Source organism: Ferrimonas senticii DSM 18821 (genome assembly GCF_000422665.1).
Taxonomy (GTDB): Bacteria; Pseudomonadota; Gammaproteobacteria; order Enterobacterales; family Shewanellaceae; genus Ferrimonas; species Ferrimonas senticii.
Map to the genome: position 1 here is coordinate 105044 of NZ_AUGM01000013.1, position 22998 is coordinate 128041.

26 protein-coding genes and 3 tRNA genes are annotated in these 22998 nt (G+C 53.6%); 20 read left to right on the forward strand and 9 right to left on the reverse strand.

What is annotated here, in order from left to right; genetic code table 11:
- Positions 1–3: 3 nt before the first annotated feature.
- The 6 genes from recR to G506_RS21255 all read left to right on the forward strand — a co-directional run bounded on the left by recR (position 4) and on the right by G506_RS21255 (position 5353).
- The gene (gene recR / locus G506_RS0109735) at positions 4–603 is read left to right on the forward strand and encodes a recombination mediator RecR (RefSeq protein ID WP_028116697.1); all 600 of its coding nucleotides are present in this window, start codon (positions 4–6) and stop codon (positions 601–603) included.
- Positions 604–770: 167 nt separating this feature from the next.
- Positions 771–1181 (forward strand): hypothetical protein, encoded by a 411-nt coding sequence (locus tag G506_RS0109740; RefSeq protein WP_156904861.1) that lies wholly within the window; start codon positions 771–773, stop codon positions 1179–1181.
- Positions 1172–1639, forward strand: a complete 468-nt coding sequence (locus G506_RS0109745) for a hypothetical protein (RefSeq protein ID WP_035387213.1) — start codon at positions 1172–1174, stop codon at positions 1637–1639. The genes G506_RS0109740 and G506_RS0109745 overlap by 10 nt, the downstream gene beginning before the upstream one ends.
- Positions 1640–1722: 83 nt before the next feature.
- The gene (htpG, locus tag G506_RS0109750) at positions 1723–3624 is read left to right on the forward strand and encodes a molecular chaperone HtpG (protein WP_028116700.1); all 1902 of its coding nucleotides are present in this window, start codon (positions 1723–1725) and stop codon (positions 3622–3624) included.
- A gap of 76 nt (positions 3625–3700) precedes the next feature.
- A complete protein-coding gene (locus G506_RS0109755; RefSeq protein WP_028116701.1) occupies positions 3701–4549 on the forward strand; it encodes a tetratricopeptide repeat protein in 849 nt (282 codons plus the stop codon).
- Between the two features lie 669 nt (positions 4550–5218).
- On the forward strand, positions 5219–5353 hold the full coding sequence (locus tag G506_RS21255; protein ID WP_276197525.1) for a hypothetical protein: 135 nt from the start codon (positions 5219–5221) through the stop codon (positions 5351–5353).
- A 56-nt stretch (positions 5354–5409) separates the two neighbouring features.
- Here the strand turns inward: G506_RS21255 and G506_RS0109765 are convergent, their stop codons facing one another.
- The 4 genes from G506_RS0109765 to G506_RS0109780 all read right to left on the reverse strand — a co-directional run bounded on the left by G506_RS0109765 (position 5410) and on the right by G506_RS0109780 (position 9851).
- Positions 5410–6864 carry a carbon starvation CstA family protein gene (locus G506_RS0109765; RefSeq protein ID WP_028116703.1) on the reverse strand — a complete coding sequence of 485 codons (1455 nt, stop codon included), beginning with the start codon at positions 6862–6864 and terminating at the stop codon, positions 5410–5412.
- 216 nt (positions 6865–7080) lie between these two features.
- Complete coding sequence (locus G506_RS0109770; RefSeq protein WP_028116704.1) at positions 7081–7371, reverse strand: integration host factor subunit alpha; 291 nt, start codon at positions 7369–7371, stop codon at positions 7081–7083.
- 89 nt (positions 7372–7460) lie between these two features.
- Positions 7461–8171 carry a two-component system response regulator BtsR gene (btsR, locus tag G506_RS0109775; protein ID WP_028116705.1) on the reverse strand — a complete coding sequence of 237 codons (711 nt, stop codon included), beginning with the start codon at positions 8169–8171 and terminating at the stop codon, positions 7461–7463.
- Between the two features lie 3 nt (positions 8172–8174).
- Positions 8175–9851: a sensor histidine kinase gene (locus tag G506_RS0109780; protein WP_035387214.1), complete on the reverse strand. Its 1677-nt coding sequence runs from the start codon at positions 9849–9851 to the stop codon at positions 8175–8177.
- Between the two features lie 128 nt (positions 9852–9979).
- Here G506_RS0109780 and G506_RS0109785 point away from each other — a divergent pair, with 128 nt between their 5' ends.
- A complete protein-coding gene (locus G506_RS0109785; protein WP_028116707.1) occupies positions 9980–10219 on the forward strand; it encodes a YecH family metal-binding protein in 240 nt (79 codons plus the stop codon).
- Positions 10220–10292: 73 nt separating this feature from the next.
- On the opposite strand, the gene G506_RS0109790 is transcribed toward G506_RS0109785, so the two are convergent.
- Positions 10293–10679: a phosphate-starvation-inducible protein PsiE gene (locus tag G506_RS0109790; protein ID WP_028116708.1), complete on the reverse strand. Its 387-nt coding sequence runs from the start codon at positions 10677–10679 to the stop codon at positions 10293–10295.
- A gap of 243 nt (positions 10680–10922) precedes the next feature.
- Here G506_RS0109790 and G506_RS20925 point away from each other — a divergent pair, with 243 nt between their 5' ends.
- Positions 10923–11090, forward strand: coding sequence for a hypothetical protein (locus G506_RS20925; protein ID WP_156904862.1), 168 nt, complete (start codon positions 10923–10925; stop codon positions 11088–11090).
- A gap of 46 nt (positions 11091–11136) precedes the next feature.
- On the opposite strand, the gene G506_RS19430 is transcribed toward G506_RS20925, so the two are convergent.
- Together G506_RS19430 and suhB are read right to left on the reverse strand one after the other, a co-directional pair.
- A complete protein-coding gene (locus G506_RS19430; protein WP_035387215.1) occupies positions 11137–11481 on the reverse strand; it encodes a DUF3718 domain-containing protein in 345 nt (114 codons plus the stop codon).
- A gap of 260 nt (positions 11482–11741) precedes the next feature.
- Complete coding sequence (gene suhB / locus G506_RS0109810) at positions 11742–12545, reverse strand: inositol-1-monophosphatase (RefSeq protein WP_028116709.1); 804 nt, start codon at positions 12543–12545, stop codon at positions 11742–11744.
- 204 nt (positions 12546–12749) lie between these two features.
- Here suhB and trmJ point away from each other — a divergent pair, with 204 nt between their 5' ends.
- The 9 genes from trmJ to iscX all read left to right on the forward strand — a co-directional run bounded on the left by trmJ (position 12750) and on the right by iscX (position 19294).
- On the forward strand, positions 12750–13484 hold the full coding sequence (trmJ, locus tag G506_RS0109815; protein ID WP_028116710.1) for a tRNA (cytosine(32)/uridine(32)-2'-O)-methyltransferase TrmJ: 735 nt from the start codon (positions 12750–12752) through the stop codon (positions 13482–13484).
- A gap of 269 nt (positions 13485–13753) precedes the next feature.
- Complete coding sequence (gene iscR, locus G506_RS0109820) at positions 13754–14215, forward strand: Fe-S cluster assembly transcriptional regulator IscR (RefSeq protein WP_028116711.1); 462 nt, start codon at positions 13754–13756, stop codon at positions 14213–14215.
- Between the two features lie 55 nt (positions 14216–14270).
- The gene (locus tag G506_RS0109825; protein WP_028116712.1) at positions 14271–15485 is read left to right on the forward strand and encodes an IscS subfamily cysteine desulfurase; all 1215 of its coding nucleotides are present in this window, start codon (positions 14271–14273) and stop codon (positions 15483–15485) included.
- A gap of 73 nt (positions 15486–15558) precedes the next feature.
- A complete protein-coding gene (gene iscU / locus G506_RS0109830) occupies positions 15559–15942 on the forward strand; it encodes a Fe-S cluster assembly scaffold IscU (protein ID WP_028116713.1) in 384 nt (127 codons plus the stop codon).
- An 11-nt stretch (positions 15943–15953) separates the two neighbouring features.
- Entirely contained in the window at positions 15954–16277 is a 324-nt protein-coding gene (iscA, locus tag G506_RS0109835; RefSeq protein ID WP_028116714.1) for an iron-sulfur cluster assembly protein IscA, read from the forward strand.
- A 9-nt stretch (positions 16278–16286) separates the two neighbouring features.
- Complete coding sequence (gene hscB / locus G506_RS0109840; RefSeq protein WP_028116715.1) at positions 16287–16802, forward strand: co-chaperone HscB; 516 nt, start codon at positions 16287–16289, stop codon at positions 16800–16802.
- A gap of 19 nt (positions 16803–16821) precedes the next feature.
- On the forward strand, positions 16822–18672 hold the full coding sequence (gene hscA, locus G506_RS0109845) for a Fe-S protein assembly chaperone HscA (protein WP_028116716.1): 1851 nt from the start codon (positions 16822–16824) through the stop codon (positions 18670–18672).
- Between the two features lie 10 nt (positions 18673–18682).
- Positions 18683–19024 carry an ISC system 2Fe-2S type ferredoxin gene (gene fdx / locus G506_RS0109850; protein ID WP_028116717.1) on the forward strand — a complete coding sequence of 114 codons (342 nt, stop codon included), beginning with the start codon at positions 18683–18685 and terminating at the stop codon, positions 19022–19024.
- A 72-nt stretch (positions 19025–19096) separates the two neighbouring features.
- Positions 19097–19294 carry a Fe-S cluster assembly protein IscX gene (gene iscX / locus G506_RS0109855; RefSeq protein ID WP_028116718.1) on the forward strand — a complete coding sequence of 66 codons (198 nt, stop codon included), beginning with the start codon at positions 19097–19099 and terminating at the stop codon, positions 19292–19294.
- An 83-nt stretch (positions 19295–19377) separates the two neighbouring features.
- On the opposite strand, the gene G506_RS0109860 is transcribed toward iscX, so the two are convergent.
- Both G506_RS0109860 and uvrB read right to left on the reverse strand, forming a co-directional pair.
- The gene (locus G506_RS0109860; protein ID WP_028116719.1) at positions 19378–19755 is read right to left on the reverse strand and encodes a hypothetical protein; all 378 of its coding nucleotides are present in this window, start codon (positions 19753–19755) and stop codon (positions 19378–19380) included.
- A gap of 101 nt (positions 19756–19856) precedes the next feature.
- On the reverse strand, positions 19857–21878 hold the full coding sequence (gene uvrB, locus G506_RS0109865) for an excinuclease ABC subunit UvrB (protein WP_028116720.1): 2022 nt from the start codon (positions 21876–21878) through the stop codon (positions 19857–19859).
- 797 nt (positions 21879–22675) lie between these two features.
- Here uvrB and G506_RS0109870 point away from each other — a divergent pair.
- The 3 genes from G506_RS0109870 to G506_RS0109880 all read left to right on the forward strand — a co-directional run bounded on the left by G506_RS0109870 (position 22676) and on the right by G506_RS0109880 (position 22998).
- A tRNA-Asn gene (locus tag G506_RS0109870) sits at positions 22676–22751 on the forward strand.
- A gap of 67 nt (positions 22752–22818) precedes the next feature.
- Positions 22819–22895: transfer RNA gene (locus G506_RS0109875), tRNA-Met, on the forward strand.
- Between the two features lie 27 nt (positions 22896–22922).
- Positions 22923–22998: transfer RNA gene (locus G506_RS0109880), tRNA-Asn, on the forward strand.

A 22998-nucleotide genomic window follows, 5' to 3' on the forward strand; every position in this document is an offset into this window, starting at 1 on the left:
CCGATGAAATTCAGTCCACTGGTTGATGAGCTGATCGCTACCTTGCAATGTTTGCCAGGGGTAGGACCACGTTCGGCGCAGCGAATGGCGTTTCAATTGTTGGAACGCGATCGGTCTGGCGGTGCCAAGCTTGGCAACTCGTTAACTCGTGCCATGAGCGACGTCGGTCACTGTCAGCAGTGCCGCACGTTCACCGAGCAAACCCTGTGTCAGATCTGCACCAACCCTAAGCGTGCTGAATCTGGCCAATTGTGCGTGGTAGAGTCGCCAGCCGATATGTTGGCGATTGAATCCTCCGGGCAATACAGCGGTCGTTACTTTGTGTTGATGGGGCATCTGTCGCCACTGGACGGCATTGGTCCTGATGACATCGGCCTTGATACCCTTGAGCAACTGCTAAAGCAGGGCGATTGGAGCGAAGTGATCTTGGCCACCAATCCTACCGTCGAAGGCGATGCAACCGCGCAATACATTGCCGATATCGCCAAAGACTATCAGGTCAGTGTCAGCCGCATTGCCCACGGTGTGCCGGTCGGCGGCGAATTGGAGTATGTCGATGGCACCACCTTGGCGCTGTCGTTTTCTGGCCGTCGCCAACTGTAGCGGCAGCAGCTGCTCACAAACGGGGAACCTTTCGGGTTCCCCGTTTTTTTTGTCGAAAAAAACTGGCGAATTGATAGGTTTTGATCTGGTCGAAATTTACTCAACTTATCCACAGCAGTTCCCCAAGTTTTTCCGTTGTTTGCGCTATTCGCCAACGATACCTTGTGGTGTCAGTTAAGGACGATGAGAGCAACAGCATGGATGAGCACGTGGTGGGCGATATTATCGAAGGGGCCTTTGATGCCGCCATCGATGGCAACTGGTACCAATGGTTGGAGCAACTGCGTCGGCACTTAGGTGCCAGTGGTGGCTTTTTGGTGGATTTAGGCTGTGACTACAGCATGCCGATTGCCTGTGGCAGCGATGTCGACCCCGGTATCATCAACAGTTACTTGTCGCAGCGTCAGCACGATCCGTGGTACTGGCAGGTACACAATCTGCCCAATCAAGTGATGCGCTTAGAGGGATTAGTACGGCAGCGCCGCGCCAAACCGAGGTTGCCAAACTGTGCCAGGCGCTTGATGCCCACTTTCATACCGGAGTGGTGCTCTCGGGCGAGCAGGGCGACATGTTATTAGCGCTGCACCGCGGCGCCGAGCAGCAAGATTTTGATCAGCGTCAACTCGACTCTCTAACCCAAGTCGTCGGTCATCTGCGCCGTGCTTTAGGGCTAACCCAACTGTTGGCCGAGCAGGTTAGCCAGCGACTTAAGCGACTCAATTTGTCGCCGCCACTGACCGCCGGCGCCATCGGTCAAGCGGTGGTACGCGCTAATGGGGTACCGGCCTATGTGGATCCGGCGCTGCGGCAGGCGTTAGCCGAACAATCGCAATTGCACTTTCAACAGGGGCAGCTCAGCGCCAGCAACCGCTTGCTGGCTAAGCGTATAGCTTATGCCCAGCACCAGGCCTGCAGCGCTAACAAGTCCAGCGAGATACGGCTTGATGGCGCGACCTTATCGATAGCGCCGGTGGCTGAGCAGGTGCTGGCTAACGCCAGTTTGTGGCGGCTCTATCGCCACGGTGAATATTCCTGAAAAACAGGGTATTGAAAATCCGCTAGCTGTCCCCATCTCTTTGGGGACTAACTATTTCAATGCATGTTTTTCAGGAGAAACCCATGTCCGTGCAGCAAGAAACCCACGGTTTTCAGACAGAAGTTGCCCAGCTACTGAAGTTGGTAACCCACTCCCTGTATTCCAACAAAGAGATCTTCCTGCGTGAGCTGGTCTCCAACGCTGCCGACGCCGCCGATAAGCTGCGTTACAAAGCGCTGTCGGATGCCAGCCTGTACGAAGGCGATGGCGAACTGCGGGTGCGTCTGTCGTTTGATAAGGACGCTGGCACTCTGACCATCTCCGATAACGGCATCGGCATGACCAAAGATGAGGTGATCGCCAACTTAGGTACCATCGCCAAATCCGGTACCGCGGAATTTTTCAAAAATCTGTCCGGTGATGCTGCCAAAGATTCCCAGCTGATTGGCCAGTTCGGTGTCGGTTTCTACTCCGCCTTTATCGTGGCCGATAAGGTAACCGTAAACACCCGCGCTGCCGGCAGCACCCAAGCGGTGCAGTGGCAGTCGAACGGCCAAGGCGAGTTCACCACCGCCGACATCGACAAAGCCGGCCGCGGTACCGACATCATCTTGCACCTGAACGACGATGAAAAAGAGTTCTTGGATGAGTGGCGTCTAAAGAGCATCGTGTCTAAGTACTCCGATCACATCTCCATTCCGGTAGAGATGTGGCAACAGGGCGAAGCCGAGCGTGAGGAAGATGGCGAAACCATTCCTGCCACCGAAGGCCAGTGGCAAGCGGTTAACAAAGCGACCGCGCTGTGGATGCAGTCCAAATCCGACATCAGCGACGAACAATACCAAGAGTTCTACAAGCACGTTTCCCACGATTGGGAAGACGCGCTGAGCTGGTCGCACAACAAGGTGGAAGGCAAGCAAGAGTACACCTCGCTGCTGTACGTGCCATCCAAAGCGCCGTTCGACATGTGGAACCGCGACAACAAGCACGGCCTGAAACTGTACGTGCAGCGGGTATTCATTATGGATGAAGCGGAGCAGTTCTTGCCGCAGTACCTGCGTTTTATCAAAGGCTTGGTTGATTCCAACGATCTGCCGCTGAACGTCTCTCGGGAGATCCTGCAAGACAACAAAGTGACCCAATCGCTGCGCACCGCGCTGACCAAGCGAGTACTGGGGATGCTGGATAAGCTGGCCAAAGACGAAGACAAATACGCCACCTTCTGGAGCCAGTTCGGTAACGTTCTAAAAGAAGGCCCTGCCGAAGACATGGCCAATAAAGAGAAGATTGCCAAGCTGCTGCGTTTTGCTTCAACTCACAACGACAGTGCCAGCGAAAACGTTTCTTTGATGCAGTACGTTGAGCGGATGAAGGAAGGTCAGGACAAGATCTACTACATCGTCGCCGATTCCTACAGCGCCGCTAAGAACAGCCCACACCTGGAAGTGCTGAAGAAAAAAGGCATTGAAGCGCTGCTACTGTCGGAGCGCATCGATGAGTGGCTGGTATCGCACCTGACCGACTTCGATGGCAAGCAGCTAGTATCGGTCACCAAGGGCGATCTAGGCCTGGATGATCTGTCCGATGAAGAGAAAGCCGAGCAAGAGAAACAAGCCGAGCAGAACAAGCCGTTGCTGGATCGCTTCAAGGACACCTTGGGCGATAAAGTGAAAGAGGTGAAGATCTCTCAGCGTCTGACTGACTCGCCAGCCTGTATCGTTGCCGGTGAGTACGACATGTCTTCGCAGATGGTGAAGATGATGGAAGCGATGGGCCAGCAGGTGCCAGAGCAAAAGCCAGTATTCGAGCTCAACCTAGAGCACCCACTGGTGCAAAAACTGGCGGACGAGCAAGATGAGCAGCGCTTTGAGCAGTGGGCCAACCTGCTGCTGAGCCAAGCCACTCTGGCAGAACGCGGTAGCTTAAAAGATCCATCTGAGTTCGTGTCTCAGCTAAACAGCCTGTTGCTGCAACTGAGCAAATAAGCGCCAGCCATATTTGCAGTAAGCCCCATTTAGGCGACACTAACGGCCTAGTGGGGCTTTTGTTTAAGAGAATCTTATGTCCGACAATATCTTTAACGCCAACGCACAGAACATTCAGCAGATTGTTGAAGCGTCGAAGCAGCGTCCGGTGGTGATGAACTTCCACTCGGCGCAAGTGCCAGAGTGTGCTCAGGTTACCCAAGCGCTGCAAGTTGAAGCGCAAAAACGGCCGCAGCATCTGGTACTGGCGCAGGTTGATTGCGATAGCCAAATCGAGATTGCCCAGTACTTCCGTATTCAAGCGCTGCCAACGGTGTTGGTGTTGGTTAACGGCCAACCGGTGGACGGTTTTGCCGGCCCACAACCGGCGGAAGTGATCGCCACCATGCTGGCCAAACACTTACCGCAAGAGTGGCAGTTGAAATTAGAAGCGGCGGCGCCGCTGCTGGAAGCCGGCGACTTTAACGGCGCTTTGCCGCTGCTGCGCGAAGCGCTGGCTGATGAACAAAACGGCGAAACCCTGCTGGCGCTGGCACAGGCACTGCTGGGACTGAAAAACGCCGATGAAGCGGAAGTGCTGCTAAACCAAGTGAAATTGGAAGATCAAGACAGCCGCTTTACCAGCTTAAAATCGCAGTTAACCTTACTGCGCGAAGCGGCCGACACCCCGGAAATTCGCGCCCTGCAAAACCGTTTAGAGTCGGAGCCAGACAATCACGCCCTGGTGGTGGAATTGGCCAAGGCGTTGCATCTGGCCGGGCGTAACGAAGAAGCCCTCGAAGGCTTGTTTGCGCTGCTGAAAACCCGTCTGGATGCCGCTGATGGTGAAGCGCGCAAAGCGTTTTTGGATATCGTGAATGCCATCGGCAGCGGCGATCCTGTGGCCGCCGGTTTCCGTCGTAAATTCTACGGTTTGCTGTATTGATAGCGACTGTCGCCAAATAAAAAGCCACCGCAAGGTGGCTTTTTTGATCGATGCTGGCGGGTAGCCGAAAACAAGTTTTCGGACTTTATACCAATTAGACTAATGTTGTGCTCGTCTGCTGCGAAGCTGCAGAAACCAGATAATTTTTTGATTGGTATTCGCCTCCGGCGGGAAAGGGGTTCACCCTTTTCAATCCCAAATGCCTCCAACACGGCGAAAGCCCTTCGCTCCTTGTGCTGCTCCTTTCGGCACTGCGCGGATGCATCGCCCCTGATTTAGCCGCGCACTCCGGCCATCCATGACCCTCGACCTCAATGCGCAGCACACCGCTCAGCGCCGTGAGTCGGCCAAAAACCGTTGGCGCAACCGTTACCAGAAAATCACTTCCCTTAATGCTTCTGATGACGGTTGCTATGGCGGCTCTAAGCCGACTTGTTGACGCCGAGTGAAACCGCGAACGCAGCGGCAAGCCGAGGGCAGGATGCCCGAGAGGCCCGCGAAGGCAGGGATGCCGCCTCGGGCCGGTGCTGCTGCGAAGTGCGGTGAGAACGAGGGGCTTTCGTCAACCTTGAAGGCGAAGGGGATTTCAAAGGGCACCGCCCTTGACCGCCGGAGGCTAAAACAAGAGAGGTTACTGGGAAAGCTGGATAGACCAGATGATTATGCAGAATGGTATTAGCGGTTGCTGGTCAGTGGCGCTTGGCTTCCGAGAACCTGTTCTCGGCTTCGATTGCTGGGCAGTTCTCCAGTCAACGACAGCAACAACAACGGCGCCCCGAGGGGCGCCGTTATTGCGGTTGTTAACGCTGCTGACGTCTGACAACCTTTAACCGAGAGATCGGTTTTGCCTAACTTGTGGCTTAGGCTTCCGCGTCAGCTGGCAGCTCTTGCTTGCCAATCACGCCAACCACGAACCAGGCAGCCACTGCAGCAACTACGATACCGATAGCGGTGGAGATATCCATCGGCAGACCGAAGCCCTGAGAAGCGCTGTTCAGGATGAAGGTGGTAACCACTGCGGTCATGAACATTGCTGGTACGGTGGTGATCCAGTGCAGCTTGTTAGCACGAGCCAAATAAGCGGTTGCGGTCCACAGCATCATTACCGCGGTCAGCTGGTTAGCAAAACCGAAGTAGCGCCAGATGATACCGAAATCCACCTGAGTCAGGATGGCACCGATGATGAACAGTGGTGCCGCGATGATCAGACGGTTCTTGATCGGCGCTTGGTTCATACCGAAGTATTCAGCCAGGATCAGACGGCTAGAACGGAACGCGGTGTCACCAGAGGTGATTGGCAGAATAACCACACCCAGGAACGCCAGTACGCCACCCAGGGTACCCAGCAGACCGAAAGAAGCATCGTATACCACTTGGCCTGGGCCACCTGCTTTAACTGCTTCTGCCAGAGAATCAACGTTACCGAAGAAGGACAGTGCCAGGGCACACCAGATCAGCGCGATAACGCCTTCACCGATCATTGCACCGTAGAATACAAAGCGACCGTTGCTTTCGTTTTCCATGCAGCGTGCCATCAGTGGTGACTGAGTCGCGTGGAAACCAGAGATTGCACCACAAGCGATGGTGATGAACAGTGCTGGCCACAGTGGCAGATCGTTCGGGTTCATGTTGGTGAACATGTCAGATGGCTGGAAAGAACCCATCAGCTGATGTTCTGGAGACAGGATCAGCGCGCCGATCAGACCTACAGACATGAATACCAGCAGGGCACCAAACAGTGGGTAGAAGCGACCGATGATCTTATCGACAGGAACGATGGTTGCGATCACGTAGTAAGCGAAGATCACCACCACCATGATCAGACCATTCATAGCCAGATCGGTGTTGGAGTTGATCAGGTTGGTCAGCATGCCTGCCGGCGCAGATACGAATACCACACCAACCAGCAGCAGCAGCACGATAGCGAACAAGTTCATAAAGTGCTTAGCTGGCTCGCCCAAGTAACGGCCTACGATGGTTGGTACCGAAGCGCCGCCGTTACGTACGGACAACATGCCAGAGAAGTAGTCGTGTACGGCACCGGCGAAGATACAGCCAACTACGATCCAGATCATTGCAGCAGGGCCGTACAGGGCACCCATGATTGGACCGAAAATTGGGCCAACACCGGCGATGTTTAGCAGCTGTACTAGGTACACTCTGCCTTTGGACATTGGCACGTAGTCCACGCCGTCGGTGCGGGTATGCGCCGGGGTTTTACGCGCGTCGTTGATGCCAAATACTTTCTCAACGAAAGCGCCGTAGATGAAGTAGCCGCCAATCAGCAGTGCCACACAGCTAAAAAACCAAAGCATTGGGATAAATCCTTGCAACATTAATTGCCGCTAATGTTACTGACGGTTACACAATATGCTTGGGTAGGTGACTAAGCGGTCGAAAATTGAGAGTAAGCGGCGAATAGCATCGCTGAGCGGTCGAAATAGGGGGATAAGCGGTAGCTAACCACCGCTTATAAGGTGATAACCAACTAGATCTGCCTCACAATTATGTAAATTGCTGGCTGCGGCTGGTTACGCTTTCAGGGTGGCAACTCGGCCTTTCAACTTGCCGCCGGCGGAGAAAGTGACCACTCGGCGTGCGGCGATTTCATGTTCTTCGCCGGTTTTCGGATTACGCCCAGGTCGTGGGCTTTTCTCCCGCAAATGAAATACGCCAAAACCGGACAGTTTGACCTCTTCACCGCGCTCTAGGCTTTCACGGATCTCTTCGAAGAACACGTCCACTAGGCTGCGCGCATCGGCCACTTTCATATGGCGCTTATTGACCAACAGATCGGTCAAATCGGCTTTGGTTAATGACATGTCACCACCTTCTTTCACTTGAACCAGATTTCGCTCTGTAAAAGTGTAGAAGCCAGTGAGATTGTTGAGGATTTTTTTGTTCTAGCGCATCAAGCGAAGCCAAATTTTTGTTTCAGTGGCTTGAGGTAACGGCGACTGACCGGTACCGATGCGCCCGAATGGGTGACGACTTCGGCGTTGCCGCTCTCCTGCAATACGATCTCCGCCACCGCCTGGGGACGAACTAAGTACTGTCGATGGCAGCGGAGAAAATCACTTTGTTGCTCAAGCACTTTCAGTGTTAATTGGGTAAAAAAGGTGCCCTGAGCGGTGGCCACATGGACGCCTGTTAAGTCTGAAAAAATGTATTCGGTTTGAGCAACATCGATGATCTTCAGGCGTTTACCGGCATAGCAAGGAAGATGAGTCAGCGGTTCGACTGCCCGTAAGGTTTGCGGGGCACTGGCAGCGCGGATCTTCGCTAAGGTCTTCGCCAGTCGCTCGGCAGCCACCGGCTTGAGCAGATAGTCACTGGCGTTGTTGCTAAAGGCATCGATGGCGTATTGGTCATAGGCGGTGACAAATACCACAAACGGCATCTGTGCCGGATCCAGCATCGATACCAACTCCATACCGGTGATCTTTGGCATCTGGATATCGATGAAAACCAACTGTGGTTTGTATTGTTGGATCTGACTGAAGCCCTCAATGGCATTGCCGGCCTCGGCGACCACCTCGATGTCGTGGTGTTCACTCAGCAGCAGCGCCAGTTCCTGCCGTGCCAGCGGTTCGTCATCAATGATTAGGGTACGAATGGTCATCGCTTAGCCCATCGGTAAGGTTACGTGAATTTCGGTCAACTGATTGGCAATGCAATGAACGCTGACGCCATATTGGTTGCCGAAACTGGCTTTAATGCGCTTATCAACGATGCTCATCCCAAGGCCATCGCTGTGTTGCGGCTTTTCATAGGCACCGGCGTTATCGGCGACCGTTAGCATCAGCAGGTCATTTTCGGCGCGAGCGCGGATGGTAATTTCGCCCGGCTCCAGCATATTCGATGTCCCGTGCTTAACCGCGTTTTCTACCAGAGGTTGCAGTGTGAATGTTGGGATCGGTTGCTGCAATAGTTCAGCCGGGATCTGCCAATGAACTTGCAACTGCTCACCAAAGCGGGCTTCCTCAATCACCAGATAGGAGCGCACGTGCTCGAGTTCTTCCGCTAAGGTGATCTGTTCTGCGCCGCGTTTGAGATTAGCTCGCAAGAACGCCGCAAGGTGCTGGGTCAACTCGCGGGCGCGGTTGGGATCGAGGCGGATCACCGCATTGAGGGTGTTTAAGGCGTTAAACAAAAAGTGCGGGTTAATTTGTGCCTGCAGCAGCTTAAGCTCGCTTTTAATCAGCAGATGTTTTTGGTTCTGAAAGCGGCCAGTCAGAATTTGATTCGACAGTACCCGCGCGATCCCCTCGCCAAGCGTTTGATTTAGGTGCAGGAAATAGCGCGATTTACGCTCATACAACTTAACTGTGCCGATCACTTCGCCATCGCCGCGCAGCGGCACAATCAAGCATGAGCCAAGCGGACAGGTTGCGCTAATGGAACATTGAAAATGGGTAGCGGCACCGTCGGCAAACACCACTTGGTTGTCGTTGATCGCTTGCATGGTCAGCTTAGAAGCAATTGGAGTACCGGCCAGATGGTGATCGGCACCGGCGCCGATAAATGCCAGTAATTTATCGCAATCGGTGATCGCCACCGCACTGACGCCGGTCTCTTCATAGATGATCCGCGCCACGGTTGCTGCGGTGGTCGGGTTAAAGCCGCGAGCCAGATGACCGACGGTGCGTTCGGCAATCTTCAACGCTTTGGCGGAATATTCTGACGACAGTTTTTCCGCCATGGTGCGTTGATCGCGGATCATGCTCATAAACAGTGCCGCCCCTAAAGAGTTCACTACCAGCATTGGGATGGCGATGGTTTGTACTAGCGCGAGCGCGTCATCAAAGGGGCTGGCAACCGTTAAAATGATCGCCATTTGTAGGATCTCGGCTGACAGGGCAATGGCAAAAACTCGAAACGGGTTAAACAGTTGTGCTAACTGATTAGCGCGTAGCAAGCGCAGATGCATCAAACCTGCGAATAGCCCTTCGCTGGTGGTCGAAATTGCGCAGGCCAGATCGGTAAAGCCGCCTAACGAGTAGCGATGTAAACCGCCGGTCAAACCAACCAAAAAACCGATAATCGGCCCGCCCAACAAGCCGGATAACACCGCCCCCATCGCTCGGGTGTTGGCGATGGCGTTATGGGTTTGTTCGCCAAAATAGGTGCCCATAATACACAGCAGCGAAAAGGTGACATACAGCACCAGTTTGTGTGGCAGGCCAACTGCCAGGTCGACCATCGGCCTGAGCACGGGGGTTTTCGTTAGCAGATAAGCCAATACCAGATAGAGGCTCATCTGCTGGGTTAGGTCGATGGTCAGGTTAAGGGTTTCAGTCATCAAGTCGCTGCTGTTGATAAAAGAGGAATGTGCGCAAATTCACAAATATGGGGCACCTAGGCTGGTGCACAAAATAAAGGTGCTATTCTAATGCAACTTTAATTGTCATAACTACAACGGAGCGACCGATGTCCAGCATTCACGCCCATGAATTTTTGAACCTTATCGGTGAACAACAGCAGTCGCTGGATCTGAACCAGCTAGCCCAATTGGCGGTTGATGCCTTCGGTGCCGAGGTGCGTTTTCACACCTGTCGTCTGCAAGATCAGAACATTGAACAGATGATCACCTTTTTTGTAAAGATGGAAAAGGTAAGCCCACAAGGTGAAGGATACGTACTGAACCGCGGCAACATCTGTAACCACTAAATTTAGGTTACTGTCGATAGTTACCAAAAGCGGCCGCCACTGATGTGGAGGCCGCTTTTTTGTGCCCCAATATTTATTTGTCTGGGTAGGGCCATTTCACTTGGCCGTAGCGGATCACCTGCACGGTGAGTGCCAGAATCAAAGCCGCAGCGGCAATGGTAACGATGCGCCAATCGTCCATCGCTTTCATATCCAAAATCAGATAACGCGCCAGTGCGACAATGGCGATGTAGACCGGCATCCGGATTGGCAACTTACCAATTTCGGCGTAGTTGGCCACCATCGCCAACACTTCCAAGTAGATAAACAACAGCAGCAGATCCGCCAAGGTGACGGTGCCGCGAGTGATCATGCTGTATACCTCTTCACCAATGGCAAACATGGTGGCGACAGCGATAATTGCAAGAATTACGAGTTCGGCTAACTTAATAATTTTTAAGCCGGTAGTAGGGTGTTGCACAGTGCTACTCCAAAGATGCGTTGGTCGGCAGTGTAATAATCTAGAAAGGCACGACTACCGCGCTGACAACGTGACGTGATCAATGTCACATTAGTGATGAGCAAAGGGCACCGCCGCGTTTCGCGCTAGATAAAACTTCGTGCCAGCGCAGGGCTTTTGCCACATTGCCGAGGTTACGACACGCGGCGACTTGGTTGCTGCTGGACTCATTGCCATAATGTTAGCCATCAAAAGGAGGGCAACATGATTCAAGGTAATCGGCATAAACGCTGGCTGCATCCAGCCAACTTACCTTATCTGTGGGTCGGTCTGCTTTGTATCGTGTTGGCACCGGCGGTGGCCGCAGCGCTGCTGGCGTTGTGGCTGCTGCTGCGCGCAGGTCGTTGCTGGCAACAAAAAACGCGCCATTAATCGGCGCGTTTCATTGCAACTTAGCGGTTAGGTGTAAACCACAAGCTTACAACTGCAAGGTGCCATTACGACGAGCAATCTCGGTGATCTCCACTTGAGTTTTGACCTCGTCGCTGCTGTAGCGCGCCAATCGTTTCGATACTCGCAGATCGTCGTTATACATTGCGGCAAAGTTGGCGATCGGTTCGCCATTACAACGTACTTTCTCACCAAGCACCCGATAGCTGATGCCACTGTGTTTGACGCCATGATGAAATCGCAGCAGCGAATCGTCAGCGGCGGCAACACAAAGTTTGGTTGTGGCTGCGTCATCGGTAGCAACAAATTGTGGTGCGGCGATGGCTGAGCTTGCGCCCAAAGTGAATAGTGTTGCAATGATCATGCGCTTCATCTGGATCTCCTTAATGCGATGCTAGGCAAATTCCGCTTAAGTGTGATCCAGCATCGAACCTTTGCTGGCGGTGGATGTAACCAGTTGTAAGTGTTTTCTGGCATGCATTTTGGCAGCAGCAAAGAACGCCGAGATGTTCAATGGCTTGCGTTATTTGTGTAAAAATATTGCATAACTTTTCTTACATCTGCGCTGGCGTTGGATGGCAGATAGCAAAAAGGCCAGCAATGCTGGCCTTTTTCAGAGTCGACTGAGCGGGATTAGCGTTTCAGTGCTTCGCTCAGGTGTGGACGCATCTTAGATACGATACCGGCAGTCACTCGTGGTGCACCAGCAACGATGTTGCCGGTGGTCATGTGGCCGTGGCCACCGTTGAAATCGGTAACGATACCACCGGCTTCACGAACGATCAGTTCACCAGCGGCGAAATCCCATGGCTTCAGGCCGATTTCAAAGAAACCGTCCAGACGATCACAAGCAACGTAAGCCAGATCCAGCGCGGCAGAACCAGCACGACGCATGTCAGCAACTTCAGTGAACAGTTCGCCGAAGATCGCCATGTAGCTGTCGGTGTGCTGACGGGCTTTGAATGGGAAACCGGTGCCCAGCAGAGTGCCGGTGATTTCACGCTTAGCGCCTACACGGATACGCTGGCTGTTCAGCTGAGCGCCTTGGCCGCGTACAGCAGAGAACAGTTCGTTACGCATTGGATCGTAGATAACCGCAACTTCCAGCTTGCCTTTTACTTGCAGAGCGATGGAAACCGCAAAGTGTGGGATGCGCTTAACGAAGTTAGAGGTGCCATCCAGAGGGTCGATGATCCACTGATAGTCGCTGTCTTTGCCAATGTCGGTGCCGCCCTCTTCACCGATTACGGTGTGATCTGGGTAAGCTTTGCGAATGGCATGGATGATCGCGCTTTCGGCGTCACGGTCAACGTTGGTAACAAAGTCGTTCAGACCTTTTTGTTCCGCTTCAACTTTGTCGAAGTCTTCATAGGCACGGGTGATTACGTTGCCTGCATTACGCGCAGCGCGAATGGCGATGTTCAGCATCGGATGCATATCGATACCCCAAGGATGTAAAAGAACGCGATTGGCCTGACAGTCGCCGTGGTGGCAAAGACTGTCTGCCGAAATAAGGCGCGCAAGTTTATCAGAACCGACAATCGAAGCAAGCGCTTCGACGCAATTCAACACGCTAAGCTTAGCCGCTGGTTGTGGTAGGATCCGCCGCCACTAACCTAATTCAACTGGAAGCCATTCTTAATGTTAGAAAATGTCCGCATCGTCTTGGTCGGTACCTCGCTCCCGCGTAACATTGGTTCGGCCGCTCGGGCGATGAAAACCATGGGACTGTCACGGCTGTATTTAGCCGCACCGCGTGCCGAAATTGATGGTGAGTCGGTCGCCTTGGCGGCGGGCGCTTCCGATATTTTGCGTGATGTGGTGATCACCGATGATTTGGCGGCGGCCATCGCCGATTGCGCCTTGGTGATTGGCACCAGCGCGCGCAGCCGCACTCACGATTGGCCACAGCTGGATGCCCGACAAGCGGGAATCAAACTGGCGGATGAGGGGCGTCAAGGGCCGGTGGCTTTGGTGTTTGGCCGTGAAAATCATGGCCTCAATAACGAAGAGTTGCAGCTGTGCCACTACCATGTGTCGATCCCAGCCAATCCGCAATACAGTTCGCTAAACCTGGCGCAAGCGGTGCAACTGATCAGCTACGAAACCCGGATGGCGTATTTAAGCCAAGCTACCACCGAGGCAGAGCACGCCACCATCGAATACCCAACAGCGGCGCAGCAAGAGGGTTTTTATCAGCATTTAGAACGGGTGCTGTACCACACTGGCTTTTTAAAAGCCGACCAACCCAATCAAATTATGACCAAATTGCGCCGGCTATTTAGTCGGGCGCGGCCAGAATCGGCGGAACTGAATATTCTTCGCGGTGTGTTAAAGGCAATCGAGCGCAGCGATAACAGCAATCGCGACCACTAAGGCGTGCTGAAATAGCAGTCAATTTGCTTGTGCAATTGCCTAATTACCAGTCGTTTTGCAGTCAAGTGTGAGTTGGCTTGCGCCTTAGTGGAAAGTCGTTTGAATCTGGCAGCAGCTTGCGGTTAAATACCGCTGCTGCGCGCTGGGGTATTCCACGGTTAGCGTGTCGGCTTGCGTTGACAAATACCCCACTGCTTTACTCGGATAAATACTTGACTGTTTTGGTCGGGTATGTAGACTGAGGGCAGAAATTCCGAAGGAAACTGGCAATGCGACTTACCTCTAAAGGCCGTTACGCGGTCACCGCAATTCTTGACGTTGCGCTGCATACCTTGCAAGGGCCGGTGCCACTGGCTGACATCTCCGAGCGTCAGGAGATATCGCTCTCCTACCTTGAGCAACTGTTTGCCAAGCTGCGTAAGCATGGACTGGTGTCCAGCGTTCGCGGTCCCGGTGGTGGTTACTTGCTTGGCAAACCAGCCGCCGAGATTTCGGTCGCAATGGTGGTGCATGCGGTTGATGAATCGGTCGATGCCACCCGCTGCCAAGGGCAGAGCAATTGCCAAGGCGGCGCTCGCTGTTTAACCCACTCATTGTGGGGCGACTTGAGTGACCGCATTGCCAGTTTTCTTGATGGCATCAGCCTTGCCGATCTGATGGAAGATCGACAAGTGAAAGTCGTTAGTCTGCGCCAAGAAAAAGCGCAGGTACGTAATCAGGCTCGCGCCTGAGTTCGACAGTAATTTTCGCCAGTACCATATTGACTGGCTCAGTATCGGAGAAGGTATGAAGCTTCCCATCTATTTTGATTACTCTGCCACTACCCCGGTTGACCCTCGCGTTGCCGATGTAATGATGCAGCACCTGACCCTAGACGGTAACTTCGGTAACCCTGCTTCTCGCTCCCACCGTTTTGGTTGGCAAGCTGAAGAAGCGGTGGATATCGCTCGTACCCAAGTGGCAGAGCTTATCAACGCCGATCACCGTGAGATCGTGTTCACCTCTGGTGCCACCGAGTCCAACAACTTGGCCATCAAAGGCGCTGCCCACTTCTACAGCAAGAAGGGCAAGCACATCATCACCAGCAAAACCGAACACAAAGCGGTGCTGGATACCTGTCGTCAGCTGGAACGTGAAGGCTTTGAGGTAACTTACCTAGAGCCAGACGCAAACGGCATCATCCCGCTATCTCGGTTTGAAGAGAACATGCGCGATGACACCGTGCTGGTGTCGATCATGCATGTTAACAACGAAATTGGTGTGATCCACGACATCGCCGCCCTTGGTGAACTGTGCCGCAGCAAGAAAGTACTGCTGCACGTCGACGCCGCGCAATCTACCGGCAAATTGCCGCTGGATATGCAAACCATGAAGGTGGATCTGCTGTCGATCTCTGGCCACAAAATGTATGGCCCGAAAGGCATTGGTGCGCTGTACGTGCGTCGTAAGCCACGCATCCGCTTAGAAGCACAGATGCACGGTGGCGGCCACGAGCGTGGCATGCGCTCCGGTACTCTGCCAACTCACCAGATTGCTGGTTTGGGTGAAGCTGCTCGCATCGCTAAAGAAGAGATGGCGACTGAGCACGAGCGCGTATTGGCGCTGCGTGATCGTCTGTGGAACGGCATCAAAGGCATGGACGAGGTGTACCTCAACGGTGACGCTGAGCAACGCGTTGCTGGCAACCTGAACGTCAGCTTTAACTACGTTGAAGGCGAGTCACTGATCATGGCACTGAAAGATCTGGCGGTATCCTCGGGTTCAGCCTGTACCTCCGCCAGTTTGGAGCCAAGCTACGTGCTGCGTGCACTGGGCATGAGCGACGAGCTAGCGCACAGCTCTATCCGTTTCTCTGTCGGTCGTTTCACCACCGAAGCCGAAGTTGATCACGCCATCCACATCATCAACAACTCCATCGACAAGCTGCGCGAAATGTCGCCGCTGTGGGAGATGTTCAAAGATGGCATCGATCTGAACTCCGTTGAGTGGGCTGCCCACTAATCATTCTTCTCAAGCGCTGGCCCTGAGCTGGCGCTATAAGTCCCCCAATTAGGGGCAAATTGGAGCTAGTACCATGGCTTACAGTGAAAAAGTAATCGACCATTACGAGAACCCGCGTAACGTAGGTTCTTTCGACAAGAACGATCCAAGCGTAGCGACCGGTATGGTTGGCGCTCCAGCCTGTGGCGACGTAATGAAGCTGCAACTGAAGATCAATGACAACGGCGTTATTGAAGACGCCAAGTTCAAAACCTACGGCTGTGGCTCTGCCATCGCTTCTAGCTCACTGGTGACCGAGTGGGTTAAAGGTAAAACTTTGGACGAAGCGGCGGCGATCAAAAACACCGACATCGCCGACGAGTTGGCGCTGCCACCGGTAAAAATTCACTGCTCTATCTTGGCTGAAGACGCCATCAAAGCAGCGATCAGCGACTACCACAGCAAGCAAGCGAAGTAATTGGGGTTGTAATGTCCATTACCTTGACCGAAGCCGCTGCTGAGCGCGTCAAAAGTTACTTGGCTAACCGTGGCAAAGGCCTTGGCCTGCGTCTGGGCCTGAAGACCTCTGGTTGCTCGGGTTTGGCCTATGTGCTGGAGTTCGTTGATGAACTGCAGCCAGGTGACGAAGTATTTGAGCAACTGGGCGTGAATATCATCATTGACGCCAAAAGCATGATCTACCTAGATGGATTGCAGGTCGACTTCGTCAAGGAAGGGCTGAACGAAGGCTTCAAGTTCGAAAACCCAAACGCGCAAGGCGAATGTGGTTGCGGCGAAAGCTTTACCGTTTAAGGACCGCCGATGAACTACTTCGAACTGTTTGCGCTGCCGCAAGGGTTTGAACTGGATACCACTGCTCTTGCAACGCGCTACCGCGATCTGCAACGAGCAGTGCATCCCGATAACTTTGCCGCCGGCAGTGATCGGGAACGGTTGATGGCGGTGCAAAAGACCGCCGAAGTCAACGACGCCTACCAAACTCTAAAATCCCCTTTGGGTCGTGCCGAATACCTGCTGCGCTTAAATGGCGTAGAGCTTCGGGGCGAAACCACCACCATCAAAGATCCCCTGTTCCTGATGCAACAGATCGAACTGCGCGAAGCGCTGGAAGAGTTGGCGGATGCCGCCGATCCTTTCGAAGCGGCGATGGCGCTTGAACAGCAATTCAGTGAACTGAAACAGCAGATGATGACCAGCCTTAAGGCTGAGCTCGTGGACGCCCAGTGGCTGCAAGCCGCTGACAGCGTGCGCAAGCTAAAGTTTATCGACAAGCTGGAACAGGAATTGGCCCTGCAGGAAGAGCAGTGGCAGTTGTAACTATCGGATAATTAAGCAAATGGCATTATTGCAGATCGCCGAACCCGGCCAGATGGCGGCGCCGCACCAGCACAAACTGGCGGTGGGCATCGATTTGGGTACCACCAACTCACTGGTTGCTGCGGTGCGCAGCGGCCAAGCGCAGACTTTGCCGGACATCGATGGTCGTCATCGAATGCCATCGGTGGTGCGCTATTTGGAACAGGGCGTGGCGGTCGGCCATGATGCCAAAGCTGAGGCGACTGCGGATCCACGCAATACCATCGTTTCAGTCAAACGCTTTTTGGGTCGTTCGTTGGCGGATGTCAGCGCTCGTTACCCGCAGCACCCTTATGAACTGGCGGCCTCCGCTAACGGTTTGCCGCTGTTCGCCACTCGCCAAGGCAATAAGAATGCCATTGAAGTTTCTGCCGAGGTGTTGCGTCCGTTGATCACTCGTGCTGAGGAAACCTTGGGCGGTGATTTAAGCGGTGCGGTGATCACCGTGCCAGCCTACTTTGATGACGCCCAGCGTCAGGGCACCAAAGACGCCGCTGAAATGCTGGGCATCAAGGTGCTGCGACTGCTAAACGAGCCAACCGCAGCGGCCATCGCTTACGGTTTGGATAGCGGCCAAGAGGGTGAGATCGCCGTTTACGACTTGGGCGGCGGCACCTTTGATATCTCTATTTTGCGTCTCAACAAAGGCGTGTTTGAAGTGCTGGCTACCGGCGGCGACAGCGCCCTTGGTGGCGATGACTTCGATCACCTGTTGGCGCAACATCTGGTTAAGCTCTCCGGCGTTGATGCCAGCGAGCCAAGCATGCAGCGGGCGCTGATGACCGAAGCGTGTCGCATTAAAGAAGCCTTGACCGACAGCGATCTTGTTGCTGCGGCGATTGGCGATTGGCACGGTGAGATCAGCCGTGACACCTTCGATGCGCTGGTATCGCCGCTGATCAAACGCACCTTGATGGCTTGCCGTCGCAGCCTGAAAGACGCGGGTATCAGCATCAACGACATTCAAGAAGTGGTGATGGTTGGCGGTTCCACCCGGGTACCGGCAGTGCGTGAGCAGATCGGAACCTTCTTCCAACGCCAGCCGCTGACCTCAATCGATCCAGATCGAGTGGTGGCCATCGGTGCCGCCATTCAAGCGGACATTCTGGTCGGCAACAAGCCGGATTCTGACATGCTGCTGCTGGACGTGCTGCCGCTGTCACTGGGCCTGGAGACCATGGGCGGTTTGAGCGAAAAAGTGGTGCCACGCAACACCACCATTCCAGTGGCGCGCGCCCAAGAATTTACCACCTACAAGGATGGCCAAAGCGCGATGGCCATTCATGTGGTTCAAGGTGAGCGCGAGATGGTTGCTGATTGTCGCTCGCTGGCCCGCTTTGAACTGCGCGGCATTCCACCGATGGCCGCTGGCACCGCAGTTATTCGCGTGACGTTCCAAGTGGATGCAGATGGCTTGCTGAGTGTTAAAGCGGAAGAGAAAACCTCTGGTATTGCCGCTGAAGTGCAGGTCAAGCCATCCTTTGGCCTGAGCGATGATGAAGTCACCAAGATGTTGGTGGATTCGATGACCCACGCGAAAGAGGACATCAGCAAGCGGATGGTGACCGAGCAGCGCATCGAGGCCGGCCGTGTGATTGAAAGCTTAACCAAAGCACTGGAAGCCGATGGTGCGGTATTATTAGCACCAGCAGCACAGCAAGCGCTGATGCAACAGATGCAGGATCTGGCCAAACTTGCCGAAGGCGAGGATGGCGAGGCGATCAAACAAGGCATCGATGCACTGGATAACGCCAGTGCGGAATTTGCCGCATTGCGGATGGATCTGTCGATCCGCCGCGCATTGTCCGGTCAATCGGTCGATAAGGTTTAGGAACACGAAGATGCCAAAGATTGTATTTTTGCCGCACCACGAATTGTGCCCAGAGGGCATCGAGGTTGAGGCCCAAGACGGCGAGTTTATTCTGGATGTGGCGCTGCGTGCCGGCATTCACATCGAACACGCCTGTGAGAAATCCTGCGCGTGTACTACTTGTCATGTAGTGGTTCGCGACGGTTTTGATTCGCTGGAAGAGAGCGACGAACTGGAAGATGACATGCTGGATAAAGCGTGGGGTCTGGAGCCAGAGTCGCGCTTGTCTTGCCAAGCCAAGGTCAATGGCGCTGACTTGATTGTCGATATTCCGCGCTACACCGTCAATCAAGTTTCCGAAGGCCATCACTAAGCCTTGAGAAAACCGCTTCGTCCCCTGGATTGAAGCGGTTTTTTGTTATTAGTCATCAGCCAAGGAGGCAACATGGGTCTGAAATGGGTCGATGTCACTGATATTGCGATAGAGCTGTCCGAGCAACACCCGCAGGTGGATCCGCAGCAACTGCGCTTTACCGATTTGCGCCAGTGGGTACTGGAGCTTGAGCAGTTTGATGATGCCCCTGAGCACTGCGGTGAGCGGGTGCTGGAAGCGATTCAGCAAGCATGGATAGATGAGATGTAGCGCTTGGGCGATATGCTCGATAGCACAATGCCGCAGATCTTACGATCTGCGGCATTGTTGTTTTTGTGGTTCAGTAAGAATAATTAGTTCAGTGCCGCGTAGCTGCCGGTGCCAACCGAGCTAACAAAGCTTTTGGCCATTAGCCGCATCGCTTGGTCATAGTGGCCGGCATTGGCGGCGAGATGCTGCTGTCGAGTCAACGTCTGGGCGTGGATAAGCGCTGCCGCGGCACTGAAGTCGTGCAGCAGTGAATCTAATGTCGCAGCTTGAGTCGGCGGGGTAGGGCGATTGCCGCTAAACAGCAACGGATTTTGGCTAGATTGGGCATGTAGCATCCCTCGTAGACTGTGTAGGGAATCACCATGCTGAGCGGCCACTGTGTTGGTTTCTGGTAAGGCGGTTAGCACCATAATGCCAATGATCAGAAGCGCCAACGGCAGTCGACGATTGCTTTGCCACATTATCTACCTCAACACTCAAATAAAAAATCGCGAGTTAGACAGAGTGTAGGCTCTGGCTAACTCGCCGTCGGTTGCGGTTGTGTGCAGATATGTCGTGGGGGCTAACCCACCAGTTTAAGGCGCAGCTCGGTAATCTGATCGCGGGTCGCTGCCGCTTCTTCGAACTCCAGATCTTGCGCGTGCTGCAACATCTTTTTCTCCAGCGCGGCGATCTCTTTCGCCAACTGTTTCGGATCGACCGCTTGATAACTCGCCATTGGCTCCGCCGCTTGGCGCAGGTTACTGCCGGGACGAACGCTTTTCCCTTTGCCTTTTTTACTGCCGCCCAAGTCCATCACATCGGCGACCTTCTTGATTAAGTCTTTCGGCACAATGCCATGTTCTTGGTTAAACGCTTGCTGCTTGGCACGACGACGTTCGGTTTCATCGATGGCGCGGCGCATTGAACCGGTAATGGTATCGCCGTACAGAATCGCTTTGCCTTTGGTATTGCGGGCGGCCCGGCCGATGGTTTGAATAAGCGAGCGATCGGAACGCAAGAACCCCTCTTTGTCGGCATCGAGGATCGCCACCAACGACACCTCTGGCATATCCAGCCCTTCTCGCAGTAAGTTAATCCCTACCAGCACATCAAATTCACCCAAACGCAGATCGCGGATGATCTCACTGCGTTCGACGGTGTCGATGTCACTGTGCAGATAGCGCACCCGCACGCCGTGCTCATCCAAGTATTCGGTTAAGTCTTCCGCCATCCGCTTGGTTAGAGTGGTCACCAATACCCGCTCGGATTGCTCGACCCGCAGGCGTATTTCCGACAGCAGATCGTCCACCTGGGTAGCCACAGGCCGCACTTCAATCTCAGGGTCAAGTAGACCGGTGGGGCGCACTACCTGCTCTACCACTTCGCCATCGGACTTCTCTAACTCATATTTCGCTGGGGTGGCCGAAACGTAAATGGTTTGCGGTGCAATGGATTCAAACTCTTCAAACTTGAGTGGCCTATTGTCCATCGCTGACGGCAAGCGGAAACCATACTCCACCAGCGTCTCTTTACGGCTGCGATCGCCTTTGTACATCGCCCCAATTTGCGGCACGGTGACGTGGGATTCGTCCAAAATCAGCAAACCGTCGTCCGGCAGGTAATCCAACAAGGTCGGCGGAGGCTCGCCGGGGGCGCGACCAGACAGATAGCGCGAATAGTTTTCGATGCCGGAGCAGTAGCCAAGCTCCATCATCATCTCGGTATCGAACTGACAGCGCTCTTTGATCCGCTGCGCTTCAATCAGCTTATTGTTGTCCAGCAGTTGCTGATGGCGCTGAACCATCTCGGCTTTGATCTTATCGATGGCGGCGACGATGGTTTCTCGCGGTGTTACGTAGTGGGTTTTCGGGTAGATGGTAAACCGTGCGGTGGTGCTATCAATGGCGCCAGTCAGCGGATCGAACAGCGCGATCCGCTCGATCTCTTCATCGAACAACTCCACCCGCACTGCTTGCTTCTCTGAGTCGGCAGGGAAGATATCGATTACCTCGCCACGAACCCGAAAGGTGCCGCGTTCGAACGCTTGGTCATTGCGGCTGTATTGCAGCTCGGCTAATCGCTTTAGCATATCCCGTTGGTTAATGATGTCGCCAACCCGCAAGTGCAGCAGCATCGCCATGTAGGATTTTGGATCGCCCAAACCATAGATGGCCGACACCGACGCCACCAGGATTACGTCGCGCCGCTCCATTAACGCTTTGGTGGCCGATAGCCGCATCTGCTCAATATGGGCATTAATCGACGCGTCCTTTTCAATAAAGGTGTCGGTGGTAGGAACGTACGCCTCTGGCTGGTAGTAGTCGTAATAAGAGACAAAATACTCAACCGCATTGTTCGGAAAGAACTCTTTCATCTCGCCATACAATTGCGCCGCCAGCGTTTTGTTGTGGGCCATGATGATGGTTGGCCGCTGCAACTGCTGGATGACGTTGGCCACCGTGAAGGTTTTGCCGGAACCGGTAACCCCGAGCAGCGTTTGGTGTGCTAGACCCGCTTCTAAGCCGTCGACCAGCTTGGCGATGGCTTGCGGTTGGTCGCCTGCAGGTTGGTAGGAAGACTGAATTTGAAAGCTACGGCTCATCACTGCACCTGTTTAAAACATTTCTGCGGTTATAGTAGCAAGCTTGAATTGAATAAACTGTTGATTCAGCGGCTTTGGCTAACCAATCCGTGCCAGATTGCTACAATGTACAATTGTTGCTAAACGGCGCGTTAGCCACGCCTTAAATCGACTCGCTAGCGCCTCTACTGGCGAATAGGCCGTTATAAAGTCGATTATGCTTTTGCAATTTACCTCGGTGTTACAATTAATGCACAAGCTAATTGCAATTAAACGTCGCTGATTGTGATCTGCTACCGAACCTTTGTGGTTGTGTTGGGTTATTGTTAAGTGTATGACTTTTATTGATATTTTAGTTATGCACAGAAACCGCCCAATTTGAAGAAAACCCAGTATTAGCAGGCCTTGCGGCGTCATTGTGGATAATAATCAACACAGTTATCCACAAAAACAGTGGATAACAATCGCCAGCGCAGATTCTGTGCGGATCGCTGAAAGTCAACCTTAAAAATCCGTCCATTGCTGATCTCATTCAGGCAATAAACTCGCTTTGAGTCCAACACTACCTCCTGCAGCGAGCAAAGTTATCTGGCGAACTGAGTCACTTTGTCACCGATTTTGGCTTTATTTTTGGACGTCTGGCGACAACTCGAACAAACGAATCGTTAAAACTCAATTTTTTGCGACTCAGTGTTGACGAACTTAGGGGCGCAATTTAGTATGCGCTCCGTCTTCAGGGGATGCCCAGTTAACAACGAGGTTCCCAAGCGCCAACCAAGATTATACAATCAAGGGCTGCGCTAGAAGCGAAAATCTGTTCCCCCATAGTTCAGTCGGTAGAACGGCGGACTGTTAATCCGTATGTCGCAAGTTCAAGTCTTGCTGGGGGAGCCACTTTCTAGAATGCGTTTACCAGAACGGGTTCTGAAATTCGGCAGCGAAGTAAAACACTCAACTCGGTCGCGGGATGGAGCAGCCTGGTAGCTCGTCGGGCTCATAACCCGAAGGTCGTCGGTTCAAATCCGGCTCCCGCAACCAACTCTCATTAGAGAGACTTAATTCTGTTCCCCCATAGTTCAGTCGGTAGAACGGCGGACTGTTAATCCGTATGTCGCAAGTTCAAGTCTTGCTGGGGGAGCCA